Annotated in this window: 28 protein-coding genes; 17 read left to right on the plus strand and 11 right to left on the minus strand. The window is 75.0% G+C overall.

Translation table 11 applies throughout. The annotated features are described in order from the left end of the window. Positions 1-54: 54 nt before the first annotated feature. On the minus strand, positions 55-861 hold the full coding sequence (locus tag J5Y05_RS07180) for an HlyD family efflux transporter periplasmic adaptor subunit (protein ID WP_210869187.1): 807 nt from the start codon (positions 859-861) through the stop codon (positions 55-57). A gap of 92 nt (positions 862-953) precedes the next feature. Next, positions 954-1169 (minus strand): type A2 lantipeptide, encoded by a 216-nt coding sequence (locus tag J5Y05_RS07185; RefSeq protein ID WP_210869189.1) that lies wholly within the window; start codon positions 1167-1169, stop codon positions 954-956. Between the two features lie 565 nt (positions 1170-1734). Here J5Y05_RS07185 and J5Y05_RS07190 point away from each other — a divergent pair. Next, a complete protein-coding gene (locus tag J5Y05_RS07190; protein WP_210869191.1) occupies positions 1735-2946 on the plus strand; it encodes a S1 family peptidase in 1212 nt (403 codons plus the stop codon). Positions 2947-3024: 78 nt separating this feature from the next. On the opposite strand, the gene J5Y05_RS07195 is transcribed toward J5Y05_RS07190, so the two are convergent. Next, a complete protein-coding gene (locus J5Y05_RS07195) occupies positions 3025-5175 on the minus strand; it encodes a SpoIIE family protein phosphatase (protein WP_372450463.1) in 2151 nt (716 codons plus the stop codon). Positions 5176-5398: 223 nt separating this feature from the next. Between J5Y05_RS07195 and J5Y05_RS07200 the strand changes: the two genes are divergently transcribed. Beyond that, positions 5399-5617 carry a hypothetical protein gene (locus J5Y05_RS07200; RefSeq protein ID WP_210869797.1) on the plus strand — a complete coding sequence of 73 codons (219 nt, stop codon included), beginning with the start codon at positions 5399-5401 and terminating at the stop codon, positions 5615-5617. Positions 5618-5636: 19 nt separating this feature from the next. Here J5Y05_RS07200 and J5Y05_RS07205 read toward each other — a convergent pair whose 3' ends face one another. Then, on the minus strand, positions 5637-6017 hold the full coding sequence (locus J5Y05_RS07205; RefSeq protein WP_210869193.1) for a nuclear transport factor 2 family protein: 381 nt from the start codon (positions 6015-6017) through the stop codon (positions 5637-5639). Positions 6018-6194: 177 nt separating this feature from the next. Here J5Y05_RS07205 and J5Y05_RS07210 point away from each other — a divergent pair, with 177 nt between their 5' ends. The 6 genes from J5Y05_RS07210 to J5Y05_RS07235 all read left to right on the plus strand — a co-directional run bounded on the left by J5Y05_RS07210 (position 6195) and on the right by J5Y05_RS07235 (position 10735). Further along, positions 6195-6482 carry a hypothetical protein gene (locus J5Y05_RS07210; protein ID WP_210869195.1) on the plus strand — a complete coding sequence of 96 codons (288 nt, stop codon included), beginning with the start codon at positions 6195-6197 and terminating at the stop codon, positions 6480-6482. Positions 6483-6739: 257 nt separating this feature from the next. Continuing rightward, on the plus strand, positions 6740-7828 hold the full coding sequence (locus J5Y05_RS07215) for an S-(hydroxymethyl)mycothiol dehydrogenase (RefSeq protein WP_210869197.1): 1089 nt from the start codon (positions 6740-6742) through the stop codon (positions 7826-7828). After that, positions 7828-8457: an MBL fold metallo-hydrolase gene (locus J5Y05_RS07220; RefSeq protein ID WP_210869199.1), complete on the plus strand. Its 630-nt coding sequence runs from the start codon at positions 7828-7830 to the stop codon at positions 8455-8457. The genes J5Y05_RS07215 and J5Y05_RS07220 overlap by 1 nt, the downstream gene beginning before the upstream one ends. 108 nt (positions 8458-8565) lie before the next feature. Further along, the gene (locus J5Y05_RS07225) at positions 8566-9525 is read left to right on the plus strand and encodes an SDR family oxidoreductase (protein WP_372450464.1); all 960 of its coding nucleotides are present in this window, start codon (positions 8566-8568) and stop codon (positions 9523-9525) included. A 48-nt stretch (positions 9526-9573) separates the two neighbouring features. Continuing rightward, positions 9574-10383, plus strand: coding sequence for an SDR family NAD(P)-dependent oxidoreductase (locus J5Y05_RS07230; protein WP_210869201.1), 810 nt, complete (start codon positions 9574-9576; stop codon positions 10381-10383). Positions 10384-10549: 166 nt separating this feature from the next. Further along, a complete protein-coding gene (locus J5Y05_RS07235; protein ID WP_210869203.1) occupies positions 10550-10735 on the plus strand; it encodes a hypothetical protein in 186 nt (61 codons plus the stop codon). A 71-nt stretch (positions 10736-10806) separates the two neighbouring features. Here J5Y05_RS07235 and J5Y05_RS07240 read toward each other — a convergent pair whose 3' ends face one another. Next, positions 10807-12171: a S1 family peptidase gene (locus J5Y05_RS07240; RefSeq protein WP_210869205.1), complete on the minus strand. Its 1365-nt coding sequence runs from the start codon at positions 12169-12171 to the stop codon at positions 10807-10809. A gap of 189 nt (positions 12172-12360) precedes the next feature. Here J5Y05_RS07240 and J5Y05_RS07245 point away from each other — a divergent pair, with 189 nt between their 5' ends. Next, entirely contained in the window at positions 12361-12759 is a 399-nt protein-coding gene (locus tag J5Y05_RS07245) for a PPOX class F420-dependent oxidoreductase (protein ID WP_210869207.1), read from the plus strand. Between the two features lie 7 nt (positions 12760-12766). Here the strand turns inward: J5Y05_RS07245 and J5Y05_RS07250 are convergent, their stop codons facing one another. After that, positions 12767-13180: a Zn-ribbon domain-containing OB-fold protein gene (locus J5Y05_RS07250; protein WP_210869801.1), complete on the minus strand. Its 414-nt coding sequence runs from the start codon at positions 13178-13180 to the stop codon at positions 12767-12769. A gap of 265 nt (positions 13181-13445) precedes the next feature. Here J5Y05_RS07250 and J5Y05_RS07255 point away from each other — a divergent pair, with 265 nt between their 5' ends. Together J5Y05_RS07255 and J5Y05_RS07260 are read left to right on the plus strand one after the other, a co-directional pair. Beyond that, on the plus strand, positions 13446-14282 hold the full coding sequence (locus tag J5Y05_RS07255) for a hypothetical protein (protein WP_210869209.1): 837 nt from the start codon (positions 13446-13448) through the stop codon (positions 14280-14282). A 65-nt stretch (positions 14283-14347) separates the two neighbouring features. Next, positions 14348-14848: a flavin reductase family protein gene (locus tag J5Y05_RS07260; protein ID WP_210869211.1), complete on the plus strand. Its 501-nt coding sequence runs from the start codon at positions 14348-14350 to the stop codon at positions 14846-14848. A 27-nt stretch (positions 14849-14875) separates the two neighbouring features. On the opposite strand, the gene J5Y05_RS07265 is transcribed toward J5Y05_RS07260, so the two are convergent. Together J5Y05_RS07265 and J5Y05_RS07270 are read right to left on the minus strand one after the other, a co-directional pair. Next, the gene (locus tag J5Y05_RS07265; protein WP_210869213.1) at positions 14876-15259 is read right to left on the minus strand and encodes a hypothetical protein; all 384 of its coding nucleotides are present in this window, start codon (positions 15257-15259) and stop codon (positions 14876-14878) included. A 331-nt stretch (positions 15260-15590) separates the two neighbouring features. After that, on the minus strand, positions 15591-16529 hold the full coding sequence (locus tag J5Y05_RS07270) for a MurR/RpiR family transcriptional regulator (protein ID WP_307853748.1): 939 nt from the start codon (positions 16527-16529) through the stop codon (positions 15591-15593). Positions 16530-16696: 167 nt separating this feature from the next. Between J5Y05_RS07270 and J5Y05_RS07275 the strand changes: the two genes are divergently transcribed. Next, positions 16697-16858 carry a hypothetical protein gene (locus J5Y05_RS07275; protein WP_210869214.1) on the plus strand — a complete coding sequence of 54 codons (162 nt, stop codon included), beginning with the start codon at positions 16697-16699 and terminating at the stop codon, positions 16856-16858. Positions 16859-17087: 229 nt separating this feature from the next. Next, complete coding sequence (locus J5Y05_RS07280) at positions 17088-17516, plus strand: DUF3662 domain-containing protein (protein WP_210869216.1); 429 nt, start codon at positions 17088-17090, stop codon at positions 17514-17516. Here J5Y05_RS07280 and J5Y05_RS07285 read toward each other — a convergent pair. Continuing rightward, complete coding sequence (locus tag J5Y05_RS07285; protein ID WP_210869218.1) at positions 17506-18141, minus strand: nucleoside/nucleotide kinase family protein; 636 nt, start codon at positions 18139-18141, stop codon at positions 17506-17508. The genes J5Y05_RS07280 and J5Y05_RS07285 overlap by 11 nt on opposite strands. 139 nt (positions 18142-18280) lie before the next feature. On the opposite strand from J5Y05_RS07285, the gene J5Y05_RS07290 reads away from it, so the two are divergent. The 4 genes from J5Y05_RS07290 (at position 18281) to J5Y05_RS07305 (ending at position 23686) form a co-directional block, all read left to right on the plus strand. After that, positions 18281-19021 carry an HAD family hydrolase gene (locus tag J5Y05_RS07290; protein ID WP_210869220.1) on the plus strand — a complete coding sequence of 247 codons (741 nt, stop codon included), beginning with the start codon at positions 18281-18283 and terminating at the stop codon, positions 19019-19021. Continuing rightward, positions 19018-21375, plus strand: a complete 2358-nt coding sequence (locus J5Y05_RS07295; RefSeq protein WP_210869223.1) for a glycoside hydrolase family 65 protein — start codon at positions 19018-19020, stop codon at positions 21373-21375. Before J5Y05_RS07290 ends, J5Y05_RS07295 begins: the two co-directional genes overlap by 4 nt. A 157-nt stretch (positions 21376-21532) precedes the next feature. Continuing rightward, a complete protein-coding gene (locus J5Y05_RS07300; protein ID WP_210869225.1) occupies positions 21533-23038 on the plus strand; it encodes a hypothetical protein in 1506 nt (501 codons plus the stop codon). 177 nt (positions 23039-23215) lie between these two features. Continuing rightward, the gene (locus J5Y05_RS07305) at positions 23216-23686 is read left to right on the plus strand and encodes a DUF5709 domain-containing protein (RefSeq protein WP_210869227.1); all 471 of its coding nucleotides are present in this window, start codon (positions 23216-23218) and stop codon (positions 23684-23686) included. Between the two features lie 80 nt (positions 23687-23766). Here the strand turns inward: J5Y05_RS07305 and J5Y05_RS07310 are convergent, their stop codons facing one another. Both J5Y05_RS07310 and J5Y05_RS07315 read right to left on the minus strand, forming a co-directional pair. Then, complete coding sequence (locus tag J5Y05_RS07310; RefSeq protein WP_210869229.1) at positions 23767-23988, minus strand: hypothetical protein; 222 nt, start codon at positions 23986-23988, stop codon at positions 23767-23769. A gap of 181 nt (positions 23989-24169) precedes the next feature. After that, positions 24170-25285: a PP2C family protein-serine/threonine phosphatase gene (locus J5Y05_RS07315; RefSeq protein WP_210869805.1), complete on the minus strand. Its 1116-nt coding sequence runs from the start codon at positions 25283-25285 to the stop codon at positions 24170-24172. Between the last annotated feature and the right edge of the window lie 30 nt (positions 25286-25315).

The raw sequence follows: 25315 nt of genomic DNA on the forward strand, positions 1-25315 counted from the left end.
TCGCGGGCCCTCGGCGCCGGGGCGGGGTGGCCCGGCGCCTGCCGCGTTCGCCGCTCACGGCAGCAGCCAGTCGACGGGGCGCCGGTCGGCCAGCCGGATCGATCCGGTGGCCTGCGTCATCGAGGTCAGCGCGAACGGGGGCCCGGCCGCGGACGACCACGCGTAGCCGCTCGCGGTGGCGGAGGAGGTCTCCAGTCGGACGGTCACGGCGACCGGACGGCCCCCGGCGGTGTACTGCTCGCCGAGCCGGGCGTCCCCGAGGAAGGCGGCGATGGATTCGGCCGACTGGGCCGCGCGGTCCACCGAGGTCACCCGGCCGCGCAGCACGCCGTACTCCTGGGCGGGCACCGACTGGACGGTGAGGTCGACGGCGGCCCGCGCGGGGATGCCGGCGGCGCTCTCGGCGGGCACGTACACGGTGGCGTGCAGCGGATCGCCGGGGTGCGCGACCTTCTCGACCGAGGCGACGTCGGCCCCGGTCCGCACGATCTGGCCGACGGTGGCGCCGAGCGCGCCGACCCGGCCCGCGTCGATGGCGCGGACCACCGACTCGCCCTCGGCGGTACGGACCCGCAGCACCGGGGCGCCCGCCTCCAGCCGTTCGCCCTGCCGGGCGAGGACCGCGGTGACCTGGCCGGAGACGGGGCTCTGGAGGAGGTAACCGCCCTGCCCGTGGGTGAGGATGGCGGGCGCCCGGACCGTCGGCGTCACCCGGCCGGCCACCGCCCACACGGACGCGGCGGCCATGGCGAGGACGGTCACGGACAGCACCAGCCGGCCCCGGGGGCGGGCGAGGCGCACCGGGAGGTCGAGATCCTCGGGCGACTGGAGTTTGGTGAGGGCCTGTCGGCGGAACTGCACGGCGGACGATCCCGGAGTCTTCCTGGAAGCGGAGGCCGAAGAGCCCCGGAGCCGGTGGGGCGGCTCCGGGACCCGTCGGCACGAGGACGTGGTCAGAGACCGGCGACGAGGCCGGTCACCGGGGCGGTGTTCAGACCGGTCACGCCCTCGACGGTGCCGACGGCGGTGCCGGCCAGACCCGAGACCGGGGCGACACCGTCCACCAGGCCGGTGACGGTGCCGACGGCGTTCACGTTCAGGCCGCCGGAGACGTTGTCCAGCTCGGCGTCGGAGATCTCGGCGGTCTCGACCCGGGGGGTGGGGTTCATGGGGGGACTTCCCTTCATAGAGCTACTTCACAAGGGGGGAACGGCCGCCCCGCGGACAGGGCAAGGCCGCCGACGCGGACCCGGCGAACCCGGTTCAGGGGTTCGCCGCGGGCCCCGCGACGCGATGGATCAAAGCACGCACCGCATCCGCCGCTCCACTCAAACCCCGCCCCTACCTGGGCACTTACGAAGGCCAGGCAACCAACCGTGCAGGTCCGGCCACCGCATCGCGGCGACTTCTTCACACCCCGCTCGCGCGGGGCACGCACCGTCCCCCGCCCCCGCCGAGGCGGATCGGGCACACCCGTACCAAAGGCGTGTACGCCGCTTCGGACTTGTGTGAATCCTCCAACGGCCGTGACCGGCCTGGGCGCGGGATGTGCAGATTCACCGAAGCGGCGATTCCCCTCGCGGCGGTGACGGAAGGTCCCCGGGCGGACGCGGAGCGTGCCCTTGCCCGCGGAATTGAACGGTCCGTCAGGCCGGTGCGTACCAACAGCCGTCCAGGCGCCCCGAGAAGCTGCCGACCGGCGGCACGGACCCCGTCCCCAGGAGGTCGAGAAGGTTGAGTCACAAGCGAATGCCGAAGCGCAAGGCCGCGATCGCGGCGGGAGGTGTGGCCGCGCTCGGCGCGGCGGCGCTCCTGCTGCCGAACGCCAACGCCTCGCAGGACGCCGCTCCCGCGGACGAGGCGGCGGCGCCGCGGACCCTGAAGGCGGCGGACGCGCCGGACCTCGCCGGCCGGGTCGCCGGAATGCTCGGCGAGTCCTTCGCGGGCTCCTACTACGACGCGGGCAAGCAGCAGCTCGTCGTCAACGTCGCGCCGGGCGGCGACCGCGGCGCCGCCGACCGGGCCCGGCAGGCGGGCGCGGCCGTCCGCGAGGTCGGCAACAGCATCGCCGAACTGAAGGGCGGGGCACGGACGCTGACCTCCGAGGCGAGCATCCCGGGCACCGCCTGGGCCATCGACCCGCGCACCAACAAGATCCTCGTCACCGCCGACAGCACCGTCACCGGCGACCGCTGGGACCGGCTGGAGTCCACCGTCGAACGGCTCGGCTCCGGCATGGCCACCCTGAAGAAGTCGGCCGGCACCTTCAAGACCTTCGCCTCCGGCGGCGACGCGATATTCGGCGGCGGTGCCCGCTGCTCGCTCGGCTTCAACGTCACTGCGGGCGACGGCGCCCCCGCCTTCCTGACGGCCGGTCACTGCGGCGTCGGCGCCGCCCGGTGGTCGGACGCCCAGGGCGGCCGGCCGATCGGCACCGTCGACCAGGCCGTCTTCCCCGGCGCGGGCGACTTCGCGCTCGTCACCTACGACGACCCGGCGACCGTCGCGCCCAGCGAGGTCAACCTCGGCAACCAGACCCTGGCGATCAGCCGCGCCGCCGAGGCCACCGTCGGCCAGGAGGTCTTTCGGATGGGCAGCACCACGGGGCTCTCCGACGGCCGCGTGCTCGGCCTCGACGCCACCGTGAACTACCCCGAGGGCAGGGTCAGCGGCCTCATCCAGACCGACGTCTGCGCCGAGCCCGGCGACAGCGGCGGCTCCCTCTTCACCCGCGACGGCCTCGCGGTCGGGCTGACCTCGGGCGGCAGCGGCGACTGCACGGTCGGCGGCCAGACCTTCTTTCAGCCCGTCACCACCGCCCTGGAGGCGGTCGGCGCCACGCTCGGCGCGGACGGCGCGGCCTTGGGCACCGGAGCCGACGGCACCGGCACCGGCAACGCCCGCCAGGGCGGCGGACGGCACGGCGTCCCCGCCAACGGCCACTGACACCGAGGTGAGCCGCCCGGGGAGCGCCCGCGCGCTTCCCGGGCACGCTCCGGGCGAGGAGGCGGCCGAGGCGGCCGGTCAGCCGGTGGTGCGCAGGAGCAGCAGGGCGATGTCGTCGCTGCGCTCGTCCGCGTCCGCGTACTCCTGGACGAGCCGGTCGGCGACCTCGTCCAGCGGCAGGTGCCCGACCTCGCCGAGCCGGCGCCCCAGGTCGGCCAGCGCGTCCTCCAGATCGACGCCCGGCGACTCCACCAGGCCGTCGGTGTAGAGGGCCAGCAGGCAACCGGGGGCCAGCTCCACCTCCGTACGGGGGTACGTGGCCGACGCGGTGACGCCGAGCAGCGGGCCGCCCGCCAGGTCGAGCACCCGCACCCGCCCGTCCGGGTCGCGCAGCAGCGGCGGCGGATGCCCCGCGCGGGCCATCACGGCCCGGCCCCGGGCCGGATCGAGCCGCAGGTAGAGACAGCTCGCGAAGAGTTCGGTGCCCAGGTCGATCAGCAGCCGGTTGGAGCTGCGCATCACCTCCTCGGGCGCCTGGCCGACCGCCGTGTAGGCGCGTACGGCGGTACGGATCTGCCCCATCAGCCCGGCCGCCGTCACGTTGTGGCCCTGGACGTCCCCGATCACCGCGACCGACATGTCCCCGGCCGGCGCCAGGTCGTAGAAGTCGCCGCCGATCTGCATGCCCCGGGTCGCGGGCAGGTACCGCGCGGCGGTCTCCACGCCCGGCACCGACGGCAGCGAACGCGGCAGCAGCGCCTGCTGGAGCCCGTGCGCCAGCCGGTGCTTGGCGTCGTAGACCAGGGCGCGGTCCAGTGCCTGCGCGATCAGGCCGGCCAGGCTGGTCAGCACCGCCCGCTCCTCCGTGGTGAAGGTGTGCGGCCGGGAGTAGGCGAGCACACAGGTGCCCACCGGCCGCCCGGACGCGATCAGCGGCAGGAACGCCCAGGCCGCGTAGCCGTCGCTCACCTCTCCGTGGATCGGGTAGAGGCGGCGCAACTCCTCGAAGGACTCGAAGAAGGCCGGCACCCCGGTCCGCAGCACCTGCGTGCCCGGCAGCGGCGTGGACAGCGGGACCCCGTTGAACAGTTCCACGATCTCCGGGTTGTCGTACCCGTGGTGCCCGAGCACGTCCAGCCGCCCGGCCCGCGAGGCGAGGACGACCAGCGCCTGGCTGCCCATGGTCGGCGCGATCTCGTCCGCGATGAGCTGGATGACGTCCTGCACGCCGACGGCCTCGGACAGCGCGCCGGTCAGGCTCGCCACCTGGGAGATGGTGACCAGCCGGGACGGCGTCTCCTCCGGCACCGTCGTTCCCCCGCCGGTGCCCTCGCCCCGCCCCGCCACCTCCCGGGCCCGGCTGATGCGCACGCTGAGCCCGCTGGTGCCCGGGTAGAGCCGGAAGGACAGCCAGTCGCCCGGCGGGCGCAGCGCCACGAAGGAGGTGGTGTGCTGGCTGATCAGCGCGCCCCGGTAGCGGTCCTCGTAGACGGGGTCGTCGAGCCAGGGCGCCGCGCGCCAGAGCGGGGTGCCGACCAGCTCGGCCGCCGGGATGCCCAGCAGCTCGGCCGCGGCCGGGTTGGCGAAGCCGACCCGCCCGTGCAGATCGAGCGAGCACAGCCCGTACGGCAGCCGGGAGAGCATCCGCACCGCCTCGGCCGCGCCGAGCGTGCCCGGGGCGCCGCCGCCCCGCGGACCGGCGAGCAGGTCGGGTTCCGGACCCAGCGGCACGCTCGCCCGTACCGCCCGCTCCAGCTCGCCGGCGAGCCGGGCGCAGGCGGCCATGAGCCGGTCGCGCTCCGGCTGGGCCAGATCCGGGGAGCCGGTTCCGGGCCAGGACAGGAAGACCGCCCCGTAGGTGGCGTTCTCGGTGACCAGGGGCATGGCGAGCAGGGCGAACGGATAGGGGAGCACGACCGCGATCCGCGGGTAGCGCCGTGCCATCTCCTGCCCGTCACGGACCCAGACCGGGCGCCGCTCGCGCACCGCGTCGGCCACCGGGACCCGCGCGTGCGGCGAGATCCGCTCCCAGGGCGCCGCGAAGGTCCGCGGCAGCCCCGCCATCACCGCCATCTCCAGCGCGGGCGGGTCGGAGCCCATCAGGTAGACCGCTCCGGACTGGGCGTGCGCCTCGTCCATCATCGCGGTGAGCGCGGGCGACAGGACCCGGCCGCCGGGCGGCTGCCCGGTGGTGGGGCCGGTCTCGGGGGCCGACAGATCCTCGGACACCACCGACCACCTCCTCTCCCGGCCGCACGCGTCGTCCCCTGTTCCCAATCTCCCCCTTTGTTCCCAATCTCCCCCCTGACGGCCACCCGCGCACGGTGGACCCGCCCCCCGCCACGCCCGGCGACAGGGCGCACGCGGTGCGTTTCACGGCGGCGTCCCCGGGGACCCGGGTGGCCACGGATCATCCCCATGCTCGGCAGGAAGAAGATGATGCCCCGTGACCATGGACCTTCCCGAGGAATCCGCCGCCCGCCGCGCGCAGCCCGTCGTCCGCCCTCCGGAGACGGGCTGGTCACAGGCGCGCGGCCGGCTCGGCGGCGGAGCGCCGCGTATCTGGCTGCCGGCCGTCGAGGACGGCACCTGGACACCGGCCGCCGACGACGACCGGCTCCGCGTGACGCTCCCCGGCGCCGAATCGCACATCGTCCGCGGCGAGGACTGACCCGTGCGCGGCGGAGCCGTCAGCCCGTGGTCTCCTCCTCGTCCCAGACCTGGATCATGGTCTGTTCGGCGATCTTCCCGTCCCGCAGCGACAGCATCGACTCCGCGAGGACCCGGACGCCGTCGGGGTACGTGCACGCCTCGCTGAAGGCGGCCCGGTCGCCCTGCACGACGCACTCCTCCACCGTGTGGGTCATGTCGCGGCTGTACACGTCGTCGAGCATCGCGGCGATCTCGTCCCGGCCGTACAGCACCTTGGGGGTACTGGGCTGGGTGTGGCGGTCCACGATGCGGATGCGCGCGTCGTCGGCGTAGAGCGACACGATGGTCTGCGGGGTGCCTTCCTCGATACCCCGGCGCAGCGCCTCGGTGTCGAAGCCGGGGGTTGTGGCGGTGCCCATGATGACCTCCTCCGAGAGCCGGGGCCTCGGCCCGAGGGGGACACGGGCCGACGGGCCCTCTCTTTCGAGACTGCTCCACCGGCGCGCGGTGGGCAAGGCGATCGGGCGACTGCTCCTGACGGGTGAGGCGCGCGGCCCGGCCGTGTCCGCCGGCGGGCCCGCCGCGTTGGCGGATACATGATCTCAACTCGACGTATCGCCGCCGCCGTCGGTCTCGCCGTCGGTGTCGCCGGTCTCGCCGCGCCCGTGGCCGGCGCGGCCGAAGCGGGCCCGCGGAACTCCGGCGGGCTCAGCCCGGTCTCCGCGCTCGACTCGCTCGCCGTGGGCGAGGTGCCCACCGAGCACCGGGCCGGACTGCCCCGGCCGTCCGAACAGATCGGCAAGCTCAACGACCTCAACCAGCTCGGACAGGTCACCGGCCTGGTCTCCCCGGTCTTCGGCGCCATCCCCGCCATCCAGACCTGACGGGCCCGCCGTCCCCCGCCCGCGGCGGGCCGCGCCGGGAGCGGGCGCGGCCCGCTCGCGCGTCGTGCGGCGGGGGCCGGGCGGCGCGGGTGTCCGGGAGGCGGACCGGCGCCGCGCCGCGCGCCCGGACCGGCGGACCACCGTGGGCGCGAACCGGCCGCCGGGGACCGGAACCCGCCCGCCACCTTGCCCTTTGCCGATCGGTTCAGCGTAGGGTCGGGGTGAACCACGATGGTCGTGAAGAAGGGGCCAGCACCATGGCGCAGGAAGTACGCGGCGTGATCGCACCGGGCAAGGACGAGCCGGTGCGGATCGAGACGATCGTCGTGCCCGATCCCGGACCCGGCGAGGCCGTGGTGCGAGTGCAGGCGTGCGGGGTCTGCCACACCGACCTGCACTACAAGCAGGGCGGCATCAGCGACGACTTCCCCTTCCTGCTCGGCCACGAGGCCGCGGGTGTCGTGGAGTCGGTCGGCGCCGGGGTCACCGACGTCGCCCCCGGTGACTTCGTGATCCTCAACTGGCGCGCGGTGTGCGGGAAGTGCCGTGCGTGTCTGCGCGGACGCCCCTGGTACTGCTTCGACACCCACAACGCCGAGCAGAAGATGACGCTCGCCTCCACCGGGCAGGAGCTCTCCCCGGCGCTCGGCATCGGCGCCTTCGCCGAGAAGACGCTCGTCGCCGCCGGGCAGTGCACCAAGGTCGACCCGGCCGTCGCCCCCGAGGTGGCCGGACTCCTCGGCTGCGGCGTGATGGCCGGCATCGGCGCCGCCATCAACACCGGGAACGTGGGCCGCGGCGACACGGTCGCCGTCATCGGCTGCGGCGGCGTCGGCGACGCGGCCATCGCCGGCTCCCACCTGGCGGGCGCGGCGAAGGTCATCGCCGTGGACATCGACGACCGCAAGCTGGAGACCGCCCGCGGCATGGGCGCCACCCACACCGTCAACTCCCGCGAGAACGACCCCGTCGAGGCGATCCGCGAGCTGACCGGCGGCTTCGGCGCCGACGTCGTCATCGAGGCGGTCGGCCGCCCGGAGACCTACCGGCAGGCGTTCTACGCCCGCGACCTGGCCGGCACCGTCGTCCTGGTCGGCGTCCCGACCCCGGAGATGAAGCTGGAACTGCCGCTGCTGGACGTCTTCGGACGCGGCGGCTCGCTCAAGTCGTCCTGGTACGGGGACTGCCTGCCCTCGCGGGACTTCCCGATGCTGGTCGACCTGCACCTCCAGGGCCGCCTGGACCTCTCCAAGTTCGTCACGGAGACCATCCGGCTCGACGAGGTGGAGAAGGCGTTCGAGCGGATGCACTCCGGCGACGTGCTGCGCTCGGTGGTGGTGCTCTGATGGCCGCCCGCATCGAACGCCTCGTCACCTCCGGCCAGTTCAGCCTGGACGGCGGCACCTGGGACGTCGACAACAACGTCTGGATCGTCGGCGACGACCACGAGGTGATCGTCATCGACGCCGCGCACGACGCGGACGCCATCGCCGAGGCCGTCGGCGACCGCAGGCTCGCCGCGATCGTCTGCACCCACGCGCACAACGACCACGTGAACGCCGCCCCCGCGCTCGCCGAGCGCACCGGCGCCGTCATCTGGCTGCACCGCGACGACCTGCCCCTGTGGCGGATGACCCACCCGGAGCGGGAGCCCGACGCCTGGCTCACCGACGGCCAGGTCATCGAGGCCGCCGGCGCCGACCTGACGGTCCTGCACACGCCGGGCCACGCCCCGGGCGCCGTCTGCCTGCACGACCCCGGGCTGGGCGCCGTGTTCACCGGGGACACCCTCTTCCAGGGCGGCCCCGGCGCCACCGGACGCTCGTACTCCAGCTTCCCGACGATCATCGACTCGATCCGGGACCGGCTGCTCACGCTCCCGGCCGAGACGAGGGTCCTCACCGGTCACGGCGACGAGACCACGATCGGGGCCGAGGCCCCGAACCTGGAGGAATGGGTCAAGCGCGGGCACTGATCCCGCACGGTCCCGCCTCGCGGAGAAAAGGCGACAGAGGATGTCCGGTTTCCCGGGCACTCTCGACCACGAGGACACCACGTGGTCGAGAGGAACGGGAGACCGGACATGCGCGAGGCACCGCGGCGGACGGGGATGACGGGGACGACAGGGGCGCCGGGGGCGCTGACGGGGAAGGTCGCGCTGGTCGCCGGGGCGACCCGGGGCGCCGGACGCGGCATCGCCGTCGAACTCGGCGCGGCCGGTGCCACCGTCTACGTCACCGGCCGCAGCACCCGCGCCCGCCGCTCGGAGTACGACCGGCCCGAGACGATCGAGGACACCGCCGACCTCGTCACCGCCGCCGGCGGCCACGGCATCGCCGTCGCCGCCGACCACCTCGACCCGGACCGGGTGCGCGCGGTGGTCGACCGCATCGCCCGCGAACAGGACCGGCTCGACCTGCTCGTCAACGACATCTGGGGCGGCGAGCACCTCTTCTCCTGGGACCGCCCCCTGTGGGAGCACGACCTCGACGACGGGCTGCGGCTCCTGAGGCTGGCCGTCGACACCCACGCCATCACCAGTCACCACGCCCTGCCGCTGCTGCTGCGCCGCCCCGGCGGACTGGTGGTCGAGATGACCGACGGCACCGCCGAGTACAACCGCGACCACTACCGGGTCTCCTTCTTCTACGACCTCGCCAAGACGTCCGTCCTGCGCATGGCCTTCGCCCTCGGCCGGGAACTCGGCCCGCGCGGAGCCACCGCGCTCGCGCTGACGCCCGGCTGGATGCGCTCGGAGATCATGCTCGACCACTTCGGCGTGACCGAGGCCACCTGGCGCGACGCCCTGGCCGGTGAACCGCACTTCGCCATCTCCGAGACGCCCTGCTACACCGGCCGCGCCGTCGCCGCGCTCGCCGCCGACCCCGAGGTGGCCCGCTTCAACGGGCGGTCGCTCTCCAGCGGCGCCCTGGCCCGCGAGTACGGCTTCACCGACCTGGACGGCAGCCGCCCCGACGCCTGGCGCTACCTGACCGAGGTCCAGGAGGCGGGCCGGCCCGCGGACACCACCGGCTACCGGTGACGTACGGCCCCTGCCCGGACGGACGCGGCGGCGGTACGGTCGGTGCCCATGACGGAGACAGGGCGTTTCACGGACCACGGGGTGCTCGTCACGGGAGCGGCGCGCGGCATCGGCGCCGCCACCGTCCGCAGGCTCGCCGCCGAGGGGGCCCGCGTGCTGCTCACCGACGCCGACCTGCCCGCCGCGCGCCGCACGGCGGCGGACCTGCGCGCCGAGGGGCTCGCCGTCGAGGCGTACGGCTGTGACGTCGCCGACCGGGACTCCGTGGCGGCGGCCGTCGCCCACGCCGTGGACGCCCTCGGCACCCTGGACGTGCTGGTCAACAACGCCTGCTCCTGCGCGCCCGACGCCCCGCTCGTTGAGGAGGAGGCGGAGGAGACCTGGGCGCGGGACCTGGACGTCACCCTGACCGGCGCCTACCGGTGCAGCCGCGCCGCCCTGCCCCACCTGGCGGCCTCCGGACGCGGCGCGATCGTGAGCATCGGCTCGGTCAACGGCATCCAGGACTTCGGCAACCACGCCTACAGCGCCGCCAAGGCCGGTCTCGCCTCCCTGACCCGCACCCTCGCCGGGCACGGCGCCCCGCGCGGGGTGCGGGCCAACCTCGTGGCACCGGGGACGGTGCGCACCACGGCCTGGGAGGGGCGGGAGGCGGCACTGGAGGCGGTACGGCCGCTGTATCCGCTGGGACGGGTGGGGGAGCCCGGGGACATCGCGGCGGCCGTCGCCTTCCTCGCCTCGCGCGACGCGTCCTGGATCACCGGTACGACCCTGGTCGTCGACGGCGGGCTCACCGCGGTGCACGCCGGGTTCCGTGCCGCGGTGCGGGCGGTGGACGACGGGGCCGACGGCGGCTGACGGGGCGCGGGGTGCGCCCGGGTGGGTACGGGGCGTGTTCGCCGAGAGCGTGGGGCGAACTTGCTGCCAGATCTTGACAGATGGGGAGATGGACGTGATCAGTAACACGGTCGGAAATGTCTGTTTGGCGCGTGATTACTCACCTGGTCTTCACGTCCGGACCCGTATGCTTCACACCATGTCCACCACTGTTGAACCGTCTTCCGAGCGATCGGCTGCCGAGGTCAACGAGGAGATCCGCGCTCTGTGGCTCCGATCGGGCGGGACACTGAGCGTCGAGCAGCGCGAGGAGTACCAGCGGCTGGTCCTGGAGTGGGCCTCCGCGGCCCCCGAGCGGGCGACGGCCGCCTGACCGGCCCCTTCCCGGCTCTCCCGGGCCGGCCCGCGTCCGCCGGGCCGGCCCCCCCTCCGGCGCCGGGGCGCTCAGCCCCACAGTGCCGAGTACTGCCTCTGGTACGCCTTGCGGTCCTGCTCCGCGCGCAGCCACCGGGTGGCCACCAGCATCGCCAGGCTCCCCCCGATGACCAGCAGACCCGGGCCCACGGTCCGCCGGTCGGCCAGGCGCGACAGCAGTGCCGGCCCCGCGACCCCGCCCGGCGCGGCCGACGCCCCCGGCGAGGTGTCCGCCGCGGCGGCGCCCCGCGCGGCGGCCGAGGGCGAGGGCGCCGCCTCCTGCCGGGACCCGTCCGGCGCCGCGACGATCATGTTGACGCCGAGCGAGGTCAGCGCCTCCGTGACCGGCTGGAAGAACGTCGTCCCGCCCCGGGAGCAGTCGCCGCTGCCGCCCGAGGTGACCCCGAGGGCGATCCCCTCGGAGAACATCGGGCCCCCGCTGTCCCCGGGCTCGGCGCACACGTCCGTCTCGATCAGCCCGGACACCGTGCCCTCCGGGTAGTTCACCGTCGCGTCCAGCGCCGTCACCCGGCCGTCGCGCAGCCCGCTGGTGCTGCCGCTGCGGAACACCCGCTGCCCGACCGCCGCGTCCCCCGCCCCGGTGATGCGCACGCCCTTGCCGTCGCCGACCGCGACCACGTCGGCGCCGTCGCCCGCCTTGCCGTCGGCGTACTCCACCAGCGAGAAGTCGTCGCCCGGGAAGCTCCCCGCGATGGTCCGGCCGACCTGCTCGCCGCTCCCGTCGCCGCCGAACCACACCGACCCGGTGGGCCCGCAGTGCCCGGCGGTCAGGATGAAGTCGCTCCGCCCGTCGGACACGTTGAACCCCGCCGAGCAGCGGCCCGCCGTGGACAGGATCGGCCGCGCGCCGTTGAGGCGGGTGGTGAAGGTGCCCTCGGTACGCTCCATCCGGACGAAGCCGCCGATCTTCCGCGCGACGTCCGTGAGCCGGGACCAGTCGGCGCCCGAGACGGTGCTGTCGCCGCGCACCACCACCTCGTTGGCCGCGTAGTCGAACGCCCACGAGGTGCCGGCGACCCGGGGCGCCGCCCGCAACGCCGTGGCCGCCGACCGCAGTTCGTCCAGACCGTGCCGGACCGTCCTGGCCTCGGCGCCCGCGCCGCGCACCTCCTTCGCCGTCTCCTCGTCGGTGACCGCGACGACCGTACGTCCCTCGGAGTCCACCCAGTGCCCTCCCGTACGGGAGGTGCCCAGCCGCTCCACCAGGGCGGCGCCGGCGGCGGACACGGGCGCCGCCGAGGGGGCCGGGGCGGCCTCCGCGCCGGGGGGCTCGCTCGCCACCGCCCGGGTGACCATCGTCCCCCCGAGCAGGAGTCCGCCGACGGCCGCCAGCCGTGCCACTCGCCGGACGATCCGTCGTCGTGCGTGCCTCATGCCTGCGCTCCCGAACCCGACACGCGGCGCCACCGCCGCGAAGGCGCCTCGGTCGTCGGCACCCCCGCCTCCATACGGAGCCGGGCGCCGCGCCGTTCACCCACCGGTGTGATCCGGCCGCGATCCGGCCGGGAAGAGCCCGGAAGGCGCCCTCGTCGCACGGCGTGAGCGGGCCTACACTCCCGGAGCATGGACGAGGACGCGACCCTGGCCCGGCTCGGCGCCGGCTCCTATCTGCTGCTCACGACCTTCCGCAAGAACGGCACCCCGGTCGCCACCCCGGTCTGGGTCGTGCGGGAGGGGGACGCGCTCGGGGTCTGGACGGCGGCGGCCTCCGGGAAGGTGCGCCGGGTGCGCGGCCGGCCCGACGTCCTGGTCGGCCCCTGCGACGTGCGCGGCCATCCGACCGGCGACCAGATCCCGGCGACCGCGCGGATCGCCGACGCGGAGACCGTCGCCCGCTACCGGCGGCTCATCGCCCGCAAGTACGGCGTCGTCGGACGGCTCACCCTGCTGGGCAGCCGGCTGCGCCGGGGCACGGCCGGCACGGTGGGCATCACCGTCACGCTGGGGGCAGACGGACCCTGACCGGTCCTCAGGTCCAGGCCCGGTACGGCTCGTCGACCAACTGGAAGACCGGTTCGCCGCGGACCGGGTCCTTCGCCGTGGACAGCCGTACCCGGTCCCCGCCGTGAATGCCGATCAGCGGGCCCACCACCCGGCCGCGCAGCACGAAGCCCTCGGCCATCTCGATCAGGGACACATTGCGCGCCGCGGGGGTGTTGCGGTGCACCACCGTGGCGTGGCGCACCGTGCCCAGCCCCGCGCTGCGCTCGGTACGCAGATCGCTGCCGCGGCAGACGGGACAGATCAGGCGGTGGTACATCGCGGTGCGGCACCAGGCGCACCGCTGGAAGACGAGGGTCTCGGACTCCGGGGCCGTGGAGTCGAGCAGGCCCGTCACCGAGCCGGCGGCCTGTCGGGCGGCACTTCCTGAGGGGTGGTACACGCTGGTCAACTCCCTGCACTCGGGCCGGACATCCCCGGCGCGGTCGGCCGGGACACGCGGGTGCGCGGCAGGCGCCACCGTGCGGCACTCCGTCAGGGTATGGCACGCAGTGTCACCCGTAAAGGCACTCCGTATCCCCTTCGTGCGGGGCAGCGGCTCCTGACGGCCCCTCCGGCAGGGGGGCCGGGCCGCGGAACCGCGCCCCCCTCCCGGTGCGGCACCCACGTCACGTACGATCCCCTCCCGCACGTACCCAGGAGCCGCCATGCCCGCCGCCCGCCCCCGCGTCCTCTACGTCACCGACCTGGCCTACCCGGCGCGGGGACGGCGCTACTGCGACGAGGACATCTTCCTCACCTCCCGGCTGCGCGCCCACGCCGACATCGCCCTGTGCCACCCGCGGGACGCGGCGGCCCTCCTGGACGCCTTCGACGCCGTCGTGGTCCGCAACTCCGGGCCCGTCCTCGGCTACCCCGAGGCGTACGAGGAGTTCCGCGCGCGGGCGCTCGCCACCGGCGCCCGCGTCTACAACCAGCTCACCGGCCGCGGGGACATGGCCGGCAAGCAGTACCTCCTCGACCTCACCGCGGCCGGGTACCCGGTCATACCGACCGTCGACCGGGCGGCGGACCTCGGCAGGCTGCCCGAGGCGGCCGAGTACGCCGTCAAGCCGAAGCTGGGCGCCGACTCCGAGGGCCTGCGCTTCGTCCCCGCCGACGCGCTGGAGCGGGAACTGTCCGGCGCCGCCGGGGACCTCCTCGTCCAGCCGCGCGTCGACTTCGCCTACGAGGTCTCCTTCTACTTCGTCGACCACGACTTCCAGTACGCCCTCCACGCGCCCGACCCGGACCGGCGCTGGGAGCTGAAGACCTACGAGCCCACCGGCGAGGACCTCGCCTTCGCCCGCCGGTTCGTCGAGTGGAACGCCCTCGACCACGGCATCCAGCGCGTCGACGCCTGCCGCGCGCCCGACGGCGCACTGCTCCTGGTCGAACTGGAGGACCTCAACCCCTACCTGTCGCTGGACGCCCTCACCGAGGAGCGGCGGGACGCCTTCGTCGACGCCCTGACGGCGGCCCTGCACCGCCTGCTAGCGGCGTGAGCCGGCCCGGCCGCCCGGCGTGAGCCCCGCGCCGGGCCCGGCCGTCCGGCGGGGCGGCGCCTAGCATGGCCGGCATGGACGCCTTCCTGCACCGCCTCGACCCCGACATGGTCGTCGTCACGGCCACCGGGGACGGGGAGCGGGCGGGGTGCCTGGTCGGCTTCTCCTCCCAGTGCTCCATCGAGCCGGTGCGGTTCGTGGTGTGGCTCTCCGAGGTGAACCGGACCTACCGGGTGGCCCGGGGCGCCGGTCTCCTCGCCGTCCACCTGCTCGGTCGCCACCAACTCGCCCTCGCCGAGATCTTCGGCGGCGAGACGGGCGACGAGGTGGACAAGTTCCGCCGGGTGCGCTGGCGCCCGGGGCACAGCGGCGCCGCCGTGCTGGAGGACGCCGAGGCGTGGTTCGTCGGGCGGATCACCGGGCGGGTGCCCGGCGGCGACCACGTGGGGTTCGTCCTCGACCCGGTGGAGTGGGGCGGGCGCGAGCCGTCCGGGACGCCGCTGCTGCGGCTCGGCGACGCCCGCGCCATCCGGCCCGGCCACCCGGTGGAACCACCGGGTGACTGACCGGGCGGGCCCACCGTCCCCGCCGGGTCAGCGCACCGCCGTGCGCTGGGCGGCCAGCGCCTCGGTGACCGCCCGCACACTGCGCGCGATGTGCTGCAACTGCCGTATCTCCGCCGCGTAGAGCTTGATCGTGTGCTCGATGACCGCCTCGGTCAGCCCCATCCGGGGCAGGTCGGCCCGCGCGGTCTGGAGCGCGGTGCGCGCCACCCTGATCTCCTGCTGTACCTGGAGCTGGGCGTGACGGGCGAGCAGTACGGGGTGGCGCATCAGCGCCGGATAGCCGCCGTAGCGGGCGGGCACCAGATCACGCAGCCATCTGATCGCCGAGCGCTCCCAGTCGTAGCTGCCGGGGGCCTTGACCTGACACGGCCAGTCCGGGCCGATGCGGGTGGACATCACGGGCATGTTCATCGCCTTCGGGTGTGCGGCGTCGTCGGGGGTGGTGCGACGGGTGAGGCGGCCCCGGCCCAGGGGACGGCCGGGACCACCACGGGCGCTCGCGCAGGCGATGCCCGACCCGAACAGCCCAGGTACGCCGGATCGGGTGGGAATCGGCGGCCGGGGATGTTCGCGCAGGTGCGGGCGCGATCCGGTAGGCAGGGATGCGACCCGTGAGCAGTATTTATATATGCGTTGCGGTTGGCAAGACGGATGAAAACATTCATCCCTGCCGGGTCCGGGGTCAAATGACCGATACGTTCCGGCCAATCCCGCTCTCCTCCCCCCGGGACAGGGGTCCGGCTCAGTCGCGCAGGAAGAACTGGTGCCGGTCGGCGGCCCGCTCGTAGTCCTCCAGCCGGGCCTGGGTCCGCTCCGGATCGGCGTCGGTCATCGCCTGGAGCAGGGCCGCGCACATGACGCCGGGGGCCGCGTAGGAGTCGAAGACCAGCCGGGAGCCGGTGCCGGTGGCGAAGGTGACGTCGGCCTCGTCGACCACCGGGCCGAGCGCGAGGTCGGTGATGAGGGCGACCTTCAGCCCGGCGTCGCGTGCCATCCGCACCGCCTCCAGGGTCTCGTGGGCGTGGCGCGGCATGGAGAACGCCAGCACCCAGGTGCCGCCGGCCTCCCGGGACTGGAGCAGCGCGTCGTAGGCGACGCTGCCGCCCCGGGTCACCAGCCGCACATCGGGGTGGACCCGGCGGGCGGCGTACGCGAAGTACTCGGCGAGCGAGACGGAGATGCGCAGGCCGAGCACGGTGAGCGGGGTGGACGCGGCGAGTTCGCGGCCGACGCCGATGACCCGGTCGGGATCGGCGAAGTCGCGGCGCAGCTCCTCCAGGTTGGTGATCTCGGCGTCGATGGCGGCCTGGAGTTCGTTGCCGCGGTGCTCCTCGGGGCCGGCGGCGGCCCGGCCGCCCAGGGCCATCGCCTGGAGCCGCTCCCGCAGCGCCGGGTATCCCGTGAAGCCGACGGCCGAGGCGAACCGGGTCACCGACGGCTGGCTCACCCCGACCCGGTCGGCGAGGTCGGTGATCGACAGGAACGCCGCCTCGGTCAGGTGCTCGATCAGGTACTGCGCGATGCGCCGCTGGCCGGGGGAGAGGCGGGGCCGGTCGAACAGGGCCCTGAGCTGGGACGTGGCGGAGGGCTCCGCCTCCGGAGCCCGTCCCGAGGTGATCGCCGACGCCTGGGCGCGGGCCCGCTGCGACGACGGCACCGACGCGCCTCCTCTGTCTCCCACGCGGGTCAACATAACTCACCGCCCCTGCACATTCCGTCGCCCGCACGGAACCGGCCGGCGCCCGCGGGCCCGGTCCGCGCCGCCCGCGGGGGATAGCCCGGCGCGGTGCGGGAACCCGCCGCCCCGTGGGAGCACCCACGACGCGACCGGCACGAGGAGCATCCGACATGACCGTCCCGGAAGAGAACCGGCCGAAGACCGAGACCACCGACGAGGTGCTCGGACAGCGCGAGGAGAACGCCTCCCGCCCGCCGGGCGGCACCGGCCGGACCCTGCGCGAGGCACTGGAGGAGGCACGGGTCACCCCGGACGACTTCGAGGAGAAGTGACCCGGCCCACCCCGCGCCCCGGCGGCGGACGCCGCCGCGCCCCGGCCGCACACCCCGCGTGAGACACCGGCCCGCGTGACCACAGCGCACGCCCCGGCCGCCCGGCCCGCGCCGCGCCCCCCACGGGCACCCCGCCCTTACGGGCACCCCGCCCCGAGAACCCGTACCCCCGACGCCCCCCCGCACCCCCGACCCCCCCGCCCCCCGACCCTCCGGCAGGTGATGACGCATGGGCGCTCTCAGCGCTCTGGAGAAGGCGCTCGAAGACCGATGGGAAGCGCTGTGGGCGCGGCTGCGCGGCCGGCACCCCGTCGAACTGCTCGACGCGCTGCGCCGCGAGTGCGACGGCAACGCCGTCGTCGCCCCCGGCGGCCGGGTCCTGGTCCCCAACGCCTACGACGTCGCGCTCGCCCGGGAGGTCCACGAGGAGCTGGGCCGCCGCGCCGGCCGGGTGGGCCAGACGCTCACCGACAGCCTCGCGCGCCACGCCGAGCGGCACGGCTACGAGTGGGCGGGCCCCCTCACCGTGCACGTCGGCATCTGCGACGAGCCGCCGAACGGCCGCTACCGGGTGGCGAGCCGGGTGATGCCGCACGTGAGCGCCGACGCCTTCCCGCACGCGGCGCCCCCGCCCGGTCCCGCCGGGCTCACCCCGTGACCACGACCAGGTCGGCGCGGTCCTCGGTGGCCGCGACCAGGGCCGCGTTGCGCTGGTCGGTGCCGAGCGCCCAGGCGACGGCGTCCGCGTGCGCCTTGCCGAACTCCTCGTGCCGCGCCACCAGGCGGCGCAGCCGCTCCCCCTCGTCGAGCCGGCAGAACCACACCTCGTCGAGGTGGTCCCGGACCCGCGCCCAGGCACCGGTGCCCAGCAGCAGGTAGTTGCCCTCGGTCACGACCAGCCGGGCCTGTGGCGGCACCGGCACGGCACCGGCGAGGGGCTGCTCCAGCTCCCGTTCGAAACCGGGCGCGTACACGGTCTCCCCGTCGCCCTCCTCGCGCAGCCGGCGCAGCAGGGCCGCGTACCCGGCGGCGTCGAAGGTGTCGGGCGCCCCCTTGCGCCCGCGCCGGCCCAGCCGGTCCAGCTCCACGTCGGCGAGGTGGAAGCCGTCCATGGGCACGTGCGCCGCCCAGGTGCCGCCGGCCCCGTTCAGCTCCCGCACCAGGCGGGCGGCGAGGGTCGACTTGCCCGAGCCGGGGGAGCCGGCGATGCCGAGGACGGCGCGGCGGCCCCCTCGGGGCAGGCGGCGGGCGCGGGCGAGGAGGTCGTCGAAGGGCACGGGCACACCGCAGAGTCTGCCACCCGCCGCACGGCGCCCGGGACGCCGCGGAGGCGGGGCGGAACCCGGGCGAACCCCGTGATTCCGTCGATTCCGTGACCGATGCCGACGATGGGAAACGCTCCGGCGGGGAACTGGTTCGGGTATGACGACGCAGCTCGGCCTTCCCGACGACATCCAGGCGTGCCTCTTCGACCTCGACGGGGTCGTCACCAGGACCGCCGTGGTCCACGCCGCCGCCTGGAAGGAGACCTTCGACGCCTTCCTGCGCGAGCGCGACGGCGCCGGTTTCCGCCCCTTCACCGACGCCGACTACGACGAGTACGTCGACGGCCGCCCCCGCGCCGACGGCGTGCGCTCCTTCCTCCACTCGCGCGGCGTCGACCTGCCCGAGGGCGACCCCGACGACCCCCCGGGCGCCCCCACCGTCAACGGCGTCGGCAACCGGAAGAACGTGCTGCTGCTGGAGAAGATCCACACCGACGGCGTGGAGGCGTACGAGGGCACGCTGCGCTACATCGACGCCGTCCGCGCCGCCGGACTGCGCACCGCCATCGTCTCCTCCAGCGCCAACACCGCCGACGTCCTGCGCTCCATCGACGCCGAGCGGCTCTTCGACGTGCGGATCGACGGGGTGGTGGCCCGGGAGCGGAACCTGCCGGGCAAACCGCGCCCGGACACCTTCCTCGCCGCCGCCCGCGACCTCGGTGTCCCGGCGTCCCGGGCCGCCGTCTTCGAGGACGCCCTCGCCGGCATGGACGCCGGCCGCCTGGGCGGCTTCGGCTACGTCGTCGGCGTCGACCGCGTCGGCCAGACGGACGCCCTCTACGCCCACGGCGCCGACCGCGTGGTCGAGGACCTCGCCGAACTCGGAGGACACGCGTGATCACCAACCGGACGTACGCCGTCGAGCCCTGGTCCGTGCGCGAGACCGCGCTCAGCCTCGACCTGCTCGCCCAGAGCGAGTCCGTCTTCGCCCTGTCCAACGGCCACGTCGGCTGGCGCGGCAACCTCGACGAGGGCGAACCCCACGGACTGCCGGGCAGCTACCTCAACGGCGTCCACGAACTCCACCCGCTGCCCTACGCCGAGGCCGGCTACGGCAACCCCGAGTCCGGGCAGACCGTCATCAACGTCACCAACGGCAAGCTGCTGCGGCTCCTCGTCGACGACGAGCCCTTCGACCTGCGCTACGGACGCCTGCACAGCCACGAACGGGTCCTGGACCTGCGCCGCGGGGTGCTGGAGCGGAGCTGCGAGTGGACCTCCCCGGCCGGCACGACCATCCGGGTGCGCTCCACCCGCCTGGTCTCCCTCACCCAGCGGGCCATCGCCGCCGTCGAGTACCGGATCGAGCCCGTCGACAGCCGTACCCGGGTCGTCATCCAGTCGGAGCTGGTCGCCAACGAGAGCCTGCCCGACCCCGACGGCGACCCCCGCGCCGCCAAGGCCCTCCAGTCCCCGCTGGAACCGGAGGAGCACGCCGCGCGCGGGCTGCGGCTGCGCCTGGTCCACTGCACCCGGCGCAGCGGCCTCAGGGTCGCGGTCGCCGCCGACCACGTCGTCGACGGACCCGAGCACACCACGACCGCCGCCGAGAGCGACGCGGACGTGGCCCGGCTGACGATCACCTCCGTACTCGCCCCCGGACAGTCGCTGCGGGTGCAGAAGACGGTCGCCCACGGCTGGTCCGGCGCCCGTTCCCGGCCCGCCATGAGCGATCAGGTCGAGGCCGCGCTCGCCGCCGCCGCGCACGGCGGCTGGGAGGGACTCGTCGACGAACAGCGGGCCTACCTCGACGACTTCTGGGCCCGCGCCGACGTCGAGGTGCACGGCGACGAGGAGATCCAGCAGGCCGTCCGCTTCGCCCTGTTCCACGTGCTCCAGGCCGGCGCCCGCGCCGAACAGCGGGCACTGCCCGCCAAGGGCCTGACCGGCTCCGGCTACGACGGACACGCCTTCTGGGACACCGAGATGTTCGTGCTGCCCGTCCTGACCTACACCGAGCCGACGGCCGTCGCCGAGGCGCTGCGCTGGCGCCAGGACACCCTTCCCGCCGCCCGCGACCGCGCCGCCCAGCTCGGCCTCGAAGGCGCCGCGTTCCCCTGGCGGACCATCGACGGCTCGGAGGGCTCCGCGTACTGGCCCGCCGGCACCGCCGCCTTCCACGTCGGCGCCGACATCGCGCACGCCGTCGTCCGCTACACCGCCGCCACCGGCGACACCGGCTTCGAACGCGACACCGGCCTGGAACTCCTGGTGGAGACCGCCCGGCTGTGGCGCTCCCTGGGCCACCACGACCACCACGGCGTCTTCCACATCGACGGTGTCACCGGACCGGACGAGTACAGCGCCGTCGTCGACGACAACACGTACACCAACCTCATGGCGCGGGCGAACCTGCTCGCCGCCGCCGACGTCTGCGAACGCCACCCCGACCGGGCCGAACTGCTCGGCGTCGACGACGAGGAGGCCGCCGCCTGGCGGGACGCCGCCGAGTCCGTGCACATCCCCTACGACGAGGAGGCCGGCGTCCACGAACAGCACTCCGGCTTCACCCGCCACCAGCGCTGGGACTTCGCCGGCACCCGCGCCGACCAGTACCCGCTGCTGCTGCACTTCCCCTACTTCGACCTGTACCGCAAGCAGGTCGTCAAACAGGCCGACCTGGTCCTCGCCATGTACACCTGCGGACGCTGGTTCGACGACACCTGCGACGAGGAGCAGCTCGCCCGCAACTTCGCCTACTACGAGCCGCTGACCGTACGGGACTCCTCCCTCTCCGCCTGCTGCCAGGCCGTCGTCGCCGCCCAGACCGGCCACCTGCGCCTCGCCTACGACTACGCCGCCGAGGCCGCCCTCATGGACCTGGCCGACCTGGAGCACAACACCCGCGACGGGCTGCACATCGCCTCGCTGGCCGGCACCTGGATGGCGCTGGTCGCCGGCTTCGGCGGCACCCGCCGCGAGGGCGAGAGCCTCTCCTTCGCCCCCCGCCTGCCGGAGAAGTTCAGCCGGCTCGCCTTCCGGCTCCAGTTCCGCGGCCGGTGCGTACGGGTGGAGGTCGCCGCCGACAAGGCGACGTACACGCTGCTCGACGGCGAACCGCTCACCATCCGGCACCACGGCGTCCCGGTCCCGCTCGACGACGCCACCCCCGTGACCCTCGCCGTACCGGAGCCGAAGCGCCGCCCCACCCCCGAACAGCCGCCGCACCGCGTCCCCAACAGCAGCCGCTGAAGCCCCGGCGTGGCGGGCCCCGCCGGGTGCGGGCGGCCGGAACAAGGCTCTGCGTCCGCTCGCGTCGCGGGTTAGCTTGGCCGTGATCCGCCCACCGCCCGCCGACCGCGGGCGGGCACGACCGAACGGCCCCGGACCGGCGGGGCGAGGGGTGACCATGGCCGACGGCGCACACGCGATGCTCGCCGGCCGCCGCCGCGCCCCGGCGACCGGCGCCGGCCGCCGTTGGTACGGGCGGGTCGAGGCGCCGCTCGCCGCGGTGGCCGCCGTCTTCACCCTGGCCCAGCTCCTCCTGGTCGGCCCCGCGCTCGGCCTCGGCTGGGACGAGACGGTCTACGTCAGCCAGGTCACCACCCACCACCCCGCCGCCTTCTTCAGCGCGCCCCGCTCGCGCGGCGTCTCCCTGCTGGTGGCACCGATCGCCTCCTGGTCCACCTCCACCGTCCTGCTCCGCGTCTACCTGGCCGTCCTGTCCGGACTCGCCCTCTACCTGGCGCTGCGCACCTGGCGGGGCCTTTTCCCGCCAAGGGTGCGGGCCACGGCCGCCGCCTTCTTCGCCACCCTGTGGGTGACCCTCTTCTACGGCCCCCAGGCGATGCCCAACTACTGGGTGGCGATCGGCGCCCTCATCACCACCGGCTGCTTCACCCGCCTCCACCTGCGCCGCGACGCCGGCCGCGCCTGCGTCCGGGGCGTGGTCGCCGGGGCCGCGCTGATGGCGTGGATGCGGCCCACCGACGCCGTCTGGGTGAGCGTGCCGCTCCTCGTCCTCGCCCTGGTCCGCCGCCGAGGCCCCCTGCTCCTCGCCCTGGCCGGAGGGCTCGTGGCCGGGGCGGCGGAGTGGGTGGTGGAGGCGTACGTCTGGTACGGCGGCCTCGCGGAGCGGCTCGCGGAGGCATCCCGCGTCCAGGGCGGCCTGGGCCGGCACCTCGCCGTCGCCGACCAGCTCCGCAGCCTCGGCGGACGCGCCCTGTGCCGCCCGTGCACCGGGCCGATGCCGCACCCCGTCATCACCCTGTGGTGGTACCTCTTGCCCCTCGTCGCCGCCCTCGGCCTGGTCCTCGCCGTCCGGGCCCGGCGCACCGCCCGCACCCTGATCCCGCTGGCCTGCGCGGTGACGGCGGCGGTGCCGTACCTCTTCCTCATCGGCTACGCGGCGCCCCGCTTCCTCCAGCCCGCCTACGCGCTGCTCGCCCTCCCGGTCGCCGACGCGCTGTGGTACCTCGCCCGGTCGCCGCGCGGCCGGTGGCGGCCGGTGGGCGCCCCGCTGGTCGCGCTCGCCCTCACGGGGCATCTGGCCGTGCAGTTCGCCGTCCTCGCGCACACCGTCGGCAACACCACCGAGTCCCGCCGTGCCTGGGCCCGCACGGCCGGGGAACTGCACGGCATCGGGGTCCGCCCGCCCTGCCTGCTCACCGGGTACGAGTCCATCCCGATCGGCTACTACACCGGCTGCTCCTCCGGGGCCACCAGCGGCAACAACGAGAACACCACCCCCGAGGAGATCACCGGCACCGCCCGGGAACGGCCCGTCGCCGTCCTGCTCGGCCCGGGGGAGGCCGCGCCCGGCTACGCCCGCGACTGGACCCCGTACCGGGTCGGCGAGCTGACCGCCCGCGTCGCGCCCCCGCCGACCGGGCACGGGCGGGCCACCGCGCCGTAGAGCGCCGGGGCGTGCCACCGGGGCCCGGCCCGTCCGGCCGCGGCGGGTGCGCGCGGCACGGCGGAGCATGCGGCACGGCGGAGGTTAGGGAGCGCGGATCGGGAAACGCGACAGCGGTGATCGTAGGGACCGAGCCGGCCGGGCCGGCCCGGCCGCCGCAGCGAGAGGGAGGCAGCGATGGGCACGGACCCGATGGCCGACGACGCCTACCAGCCCACCGGGGGCAACGAGGAGCAGCAGGACGCCGCGCCCCTCGACCTGGAGGACGCCGTCGACGAGCGCGACTACGACGAGACCCTGGACGAGGGCTACTCCCCGCCGGAGAAGCCCCTCGGCGTCACCCGGCACGGCACGACCGCCGCGGAGCAGCACGACGGCGAGAGCCTGGACGAACGCCTGGAGCAGGAGGTGCCCGACGTCGCCGCCCCCGACGGCGACGGGGTGGGCGACGCCCCGGGCGGCGAGGGCGAGCCGGTCGACCCCGAGGCGGGCGACGCGCGCTCCGGCCGCCTGGTCGCCCCCGACGAGGGGGTCCGCTCCGACACCACCGAGGAGACCGTCGCGGACGACGTGGGCGTCGACGCGGGCGCCGCGGGCGCCGAGGAGGCCGCCGTGCACGTCGTGGACGACAACCCTGAGCGGCCCTGAGCGGCCCTGAGGGCCCCGCGGCGCGACCGCACGCCGCCCCGGCCGCTCCCGTGGAGGAGGGGCCGGGGCGGCGTACGGGGTCAGGGCAGCAGCTTGTCGAGGGCGGCGGGGCCCTCGTCGGCCAGCTTGCGCCGGGCCCATTCCAGGTTGCCGGGGGTGACGTCCCGGCCGGCCGCGAGGACCAGGTCCTCGGGGGAGACGTCGGTGCCGTTGCGGGCGTGGAGCCGGTCGTCCGGGGTGGCGCGGTCCTCGCTCGCGCGGGCGTCGGAGGGCTGGGAGGCGTCGGGCTGTGACGTCGACATGATGACTGCTCCTCTGCTGCCGGATCGCCGCTCGGGCCGGTGCGGTGGTCGCTGTTCATGCTCGTACGGGTCGGTTCGTGGCTATCGCTCCCGAATATCCCGAAACACCCTTCCATAACACTATTCCGCTCCGGGGGGAGGTGTGCCAGGGGACGGTGCCAGGGGGCGGCGCGCGCGGGGCTCACCCCCGCGCCGGGGACGAGGGCGTGAGCACCAGCAGGCTGACGTCGTCGCGCACCGTCGGGCCGAAGGCCCGCAGATCGGCCCAGACCCGCTGGACGAGCGTGTCCGGATCGCCGTCACCGCCCGCCAGGGCGGCCACCCGGCCGGCCAGCGGATAGAACTCCCCCGAGCGGTCGCGGGCCTCCATCACGCCGTCGGAGGCCAGCAGCAGCCGGTCGCCGGGGAGCAGCGGCACCGTACGCGTCTCGATGGCGGCGGGGTCCGCGAGGCCCACCCCGAGCGGTGTCCACGGAGGCGCCTCCAGGCCGGTGACGGCCGCCCCGCGCAGCAGCAGCGGCGGCGGACTGCCGCAGAGCACGACCCGCACCTGCCGGGCGTCCGCGGAGAACTCCAGCAGCGCGGCCGTGGCGAACAGCTCGTCCAGCCGGGCGTCCGCCGCGTCCACCAGCAGCCGCCGGTCGAGCCGGGCGGCGACCGAGGCGAGGTCCCGTTCGTCGAGCACCGCCTCCCGGAAGGCCCCGAGCAGCGAGGCGACGGTGGCCACCGCCGCCAGGCCGTGCCCCTGGACGTCGCCCATCACCACGCGCACCCCGAAGGGCCCCTCGCGCACGTCGAAGAAGTCGCCGCCGACCAGGGTGCCGCGCTGCGCCGCCCGGTACAGGCCCGCGCAGCGCACCGGCCCGACCCGCTCGGGCAGCGGGGAGAGCACGGCGAGCTGCGCGGCCTCGGCGACCGTGCTGGCCAGAGTGAGCTGTGCGTCGCGGCGGCTGCGGACGAAGGAGACGAAGACGCTGAGCAGGGCGACGAAGGAGACGGTCAGCAGATCGGTGTTGCCCGGCCGGTCCAGCCGCAGGTCCGGGATGTTCAGCAGGGCGATGGCGGTGGCGCCGAGGGCCGCGGTCGCCAGCGGGCTGTACGACAGCACGGCCATCGGCGGGATGGCCCCGAGCAGGAAACCGATGTCGAGCGGATCGGGGCTGAGCAGCGTCGCCACGCAGATCGCGGCGACCATGGCGAGCGGCAGGACCCGGACCCAGCGGGGCGGCGGTGCCCCCCGCAGCCACCCGCGCCGGTCCTCGTCCCGGCGTGGCGGTACGACGGACACCTTCGGCAGCACATCCCCACGCTCCTACGGTGCCGCGCC

Source organism: Streptomyces tagetis (assembly GCF_018069565.1).
GTDB classification, from domain to species: domain Bacteria; phylum Actinomycetota; class Actinomycetes; order Streptomycetales; family Streptomycetaceae; genus Streptomyces; species Streptomyces tagetis.